Here is a 4,659-nt window from a genome sequence, read left to right on the forward strand (position 1 = left end):
TTCAACATATACTTCTGGGTAATAACAGCCCGTCATAATGAAGTCCAATTGTTCTGCAAGCCCAGAGACATTATGGGTTTTGGATGTCCATTCAAGGTCTGGATGATATGTTTCACTCCCCCAATTGACTCCTTCGCTATAATATAGTGGGTACCAGGAGCCAACGTAATCCGAAAATATAAGATTCGGATTTACTGACTTTACCACTTCCCTTGCCTTGCTTACGAAATTTTTGATGTTTAATGCTCTCCACTCTGTCCATTTTGGGAATAGCGTTCCTCGATTAATTTCTTTTGTTACCTTGTCGATAGTAAAAATATCCTCTGGCCAATTGATAACTTTTTTACCTATATAGGATTCGAAGCCAATTCTGCTTAGATCACTAAAGTCTCCATAAATGTTAGGATAACGACAGCGATCTACGACTATCCCATCTAAATTATAGGTACATATCTCTTTTATAATATTAAGTTCGTATTCCACTACTTCGGGATGAATTGGATTCACAAAAATGGTTGCAGCATCCGAGTATTCAGCTGCATTTGATTCGTTGGAAACAGCGTCGTTATAAAACGTAACTCGCCACTCTGGCTTGTCATATGCCATTCCATCGCGGGAAGAAGTTATACCTTCCGAAAATACGTCCACATTCGCTAAAACTTTAATGTGCTTGATGTCTTTCATCTTACTTAAAAACTCTTTTAAAAAGTTGCGATTTTTCCAGCTACTAAATGAGCCATCTGACCAGCTGCTAATATGATGAGCATAGTTGCTTGGATAAGTAGTTTGACCAAAAGGAACCTTGGCATCAATAATCATATGTGTAATTCCAGACTCTACTGCTTGTTTAATCAATTTTACTTGTTCCTCTTCGTTAGCTAGACGTTCCCCATTTGCTAAAAAATCGACCCACAAAATATTCGCGTTTTCATTAAAAACATCATTCATATAATTTCCTCCTTTTAATTTTTATCCATCCATACTTGATAAGCTGCTCCAATAAGGCCTGCATCTTGACCCAATTTGGAGATCTTTAAATCTACATCCTTTACTAATGAAGACATCCCTATTGTCTCCAAACTCTTTTTTACTTCTGAAATCAGCCAACTGTTCGCCTCAGCTAGCCCACCTCCAAAGATGATCATGGATGGATTGAAAGTATGTATAATATTCACTACTCCAAAAGTTAATGCTTTTATGGTTTGATCGATTATCTCTATTGCTTCAATTGAGCCCTGTTCTCTCCAGACGAATACCTCTTTGCTTGTAAGTAAATGAGGATTCTCTTTATAATAAGTAAATTCTGCACGATTAGAGAGACCTAGCTTTTCCTTCATTCTATTGGCGATGCCTGTGCCCGAGGCATACGTCTCTATACATCCTTTAGAACCGCAGTTACAATCTGGTCCATTGAAGTTCACAGAAATATGACCCAGTTCTGCTGCTCCTCCCCATCTACCGCGAATGACATTCCCGCCAGATATAATCCCCCCACCGATCCCGGTTCCTAGGGTTAGGCATACTACGTCATCTACACCTTTACCGCTTCCGAGCTGATGTTCCGCTATAGCAAATGTATTTGCATCATTATCAAGATATATTGGAAGGTTAGTTATAAGAGATAGAGATTTTCTAATATCAATATTGTTCCAGTCCTTGATATTTACCGTACCTGAGAGTATTTTCCCCCTTTTATAATCTATTTGACCGGCAGAACCTATTCCCACACTTACTAGTTCCATACCTTTTTCAGTTGCAATCCTTATATAATCACCCACTGTTTCTGTTAAAAGTTCTAATATTTCCTTATTTGTGGAACTAGGCGTTGGGTAAATTCTTTTAGACAGTACATTGCCTTCACGTCCTACGATTCCTGTGGCAATCTTAGTACCCCCGATATCTATTCCGATACTATATTCCATTCCAATCTCTCCCAACACTTTTATGTAATGAAAGATAATGCGTCTTAACTCTAATAAAATAATGATAGAAATTAACCATTATTCAAAAAGTATTGAAGAGCCGTCGGTAAGTCTCTTCGCCAGAAATCCCATAAATGGTTCTCCTCTTGCACTTTGTATTCAATATCTGTATTTTTTCCCTTAAAGATTTGGTACATTTTCTGATTACGGGAATAGATATATAGCTTTTCATTAGAAATAGGGGAGATAAACTCATCCTCATAAATGCCGACCGTTTGATAAACATGCCAGGGTAATGTACTGAAACCTTCTAAATCACTTAATTCCCTAGGAGATATTGCTGACGACTGTAGCAATAGATGCGACCAATTCTCTGGCTTTTGCATAGCAATATTTAAGCTAATATTCGCACCCAAAGAATCTCCTAGAAGTCCTCTTTTGCCTACCTGCAGATTTAATTTCTCTTCTACGAACGGTACAAGTTCCTCATTGAAAAAGGAGATATAATTATTAAAATTGGCTCCTCTTCTATCATAGGAATGCCATCTTTCAATCGAATCCCCAGGTGATACCAGTACACAAATTAGATTTTCACCTTGTTCTTTATACTTTCTTATCAAGCTATTGTAGACCTTCTCAATTTCACCTAACTCCAAATAATCTCCGCCATCTTGTACATAGAGAAGGTTTACTTTTCCATTCGCTTCATTTACAGAACCTAATAGATGGTATTCGTAGTCTCTATTACAATAATTGCTCCTCAATACTTCTTTATCCATGTGCATATGTATACCTCCATCATAAGTCTGGGGTGTCGCTAAAGTTTCCCTAACACCCCAAACAATGAAAAACATTTGTTATTTAGGTAAAATTAATCCAATCATGCGTATAAGCTCTGTAGCATCTTCTTCACTGATATGCTTGCCTGCATGCTGCTCAATCATTTTCATCGTTGCTTCAAGCTTTTTATCTCCATTTTCTTGATGCTTAGCTGCTAGTTCTTCTTCTCCTTTATCCTTATATTCAGCCGCTTTTTTATAGTCTCTCATAGCATTATCGATTTGTGTAAGAATCGCATTTTTAATCCCATTTGGATTTATATCCGTTCCTTCTACCGCTTCCTTCAATTCTTCAATCGTTAGTTTTCCTGCATTAACTTCCACTACTTTAAAGTGAGTTTTATATCCATCTACATGAACAACTACTTCAATTTTGTTTGCTCCTGGCTGTAGCTCGACATTGCTAGTGAAACTACCATCACCTTTTAATGGAGTCTCTGCCCCATTTATCTCTACTTTTGCTACACCTGGACCAACTACTTGAACATTTCCTTTGAATTCAAGATTATGGTTGTTAAACGTTTTGCCCTCATAATTTAAAAATCCACTTAATAATGCTGCTCTTACTTCGTCACCAATATCATATGCGAATGCTACTGTTTGTCTTTTTTCACGAGAACCAGATGGATCTTGTGCAGAAACAACAAAGCCGCCTTCTGGAATCAGGCTATTATTATCCTCTTGGGAGCCCCAACTCCATTCCATCGCCTGTCGTTTATTAACCATTTTGACAACCTGCCCTGATCCATCGACTACCGCTTCAACCCCCCATTTATTTGTTGCAGTTGATGGTCCAAAAGATTCTGAGTAAACATTGATATTTCCATCATTTCGGTTAATGTTGAGGAAATCGCCTTCTATAAAATTAGAGTTTTCTTTTGGATTACTTATTCCCAACTGGTAATCTTTAATATATTCCTCGTTATTAATGGAGGCTTTAATAACAGGAAAGTTTGCTTGTGAATAGTCGAAAAGCATAAGACCATCCGTATTTGTCAATCCAGCTTGGAATACCTCTCTTTGAACTGATGGTTCTTGAACATTCTCCAGTGCCATTCCCGCATATAATGGAAGCTTCCCATCGGTCAGAATATTTCCTAGTGTAATGTACTTTTTCACTTCATTTGCCGTCGTTTGATATGTCCCGATCATTAGGAAATCCAAGTCATCCGTATACCCTGTATTTGCATATTCCTCTGTATACAAGCTTTCTTGTGGATAGTTGAGTCTTTCATCATATTGGAACGTTGGGCTTGCCCAGTTCACTCCATTTAAATAATAAGATTCGTACCAGGAACCAACATAAGCAGATAATAATACATCCCTATTTTCAGCTACATTATATGAATCTACCAATTCCCTTACTTCACTTGTAAAGCTTTTAATCACACTAGATCTATACGTAAACCACTCATCAATTAGTGGTCCATCGATACGATTGCTACCGTTATAAGTGAATATATCTGCCGGCCAATTCGTTAGTTCTTTCCCCTTTTTACTCAAATACGCTTCAAACTGTACTCTGGATTCCTCACTAAAATCCGCAAAGTAATTATCATATCTGCCACGATCTAAGAGAACTCCATCCACATCATAGTTTTTAATAATTTCTTCAAATGTATCCAATTGATATTTACGAGCTTCTAAGTTTGCTGGATTGACAAATGCAACCAGTGCACCGCCTTTTCCATATTTACTATCTCGTAATCGTAAAATTTCTCCGCCGTCCTCATAGCGGTAGACTTCCTCTTCCCAATCCAAATGATTATTCAGCACCGCATACTCATTATGAGCTATAGACCCTTCTGCAAATACGTTTATCGCTGCATGTACTTCCAAACCAAGCGTACGGGCATGAGTAATAAATTCCTTCAATAAATCTAGATCAGGATTTGAAC

General features: G+C 37.7%; 4 protein-coding genes. All 4 read right to left on the bottom strand.

The window, feature by feature from the left end; all coding sequences use genetic code 11:
* The coding region (locus AC06OU_RS12940; RefSeq protein ID WP_475856275.1) for a family 10 glycosylhydrolase at positions 1-948 on the bottom strand (948 nt) is incomplete at its 3' end.
* Between the two features lie 14 nt (positions 949-962).
* Positions 963-1,922, bottom strand: coding sequence for an ROK family protein (locus tag AC06OU_RS12945; protein ID WP_475856276.1), 960 nt, complete (start codon positions 1,920-1,922; stop codon positions 963-965).
* Positions 1,923-1,993: 71 nt separating this feature from the next.
* Positions 1,994-2,707: an alpha/beta hydrolase gene (locus tag AC06OU_RS12950; protein WP_475856277.1), complete on the bottom strand. Its 714-nt coding sequence runs from the start codon at positions 2,705-2,707 to the stop codon at positions 1,994-1,996.
* A gap of 72 nt (positions 2,708-2,779) precedes the next feature.
* Positions 2,780-4,659: glycoside hydrolase family protein (locus AC06OU_RS12955; RefSeq protein WP_475856278.1), on the bottom strand; the 1,880-nt coding region annotated here is incomplete at its 5' end.

This window comes from Psychrobacillus sp. (assembly GCF_056205495.1).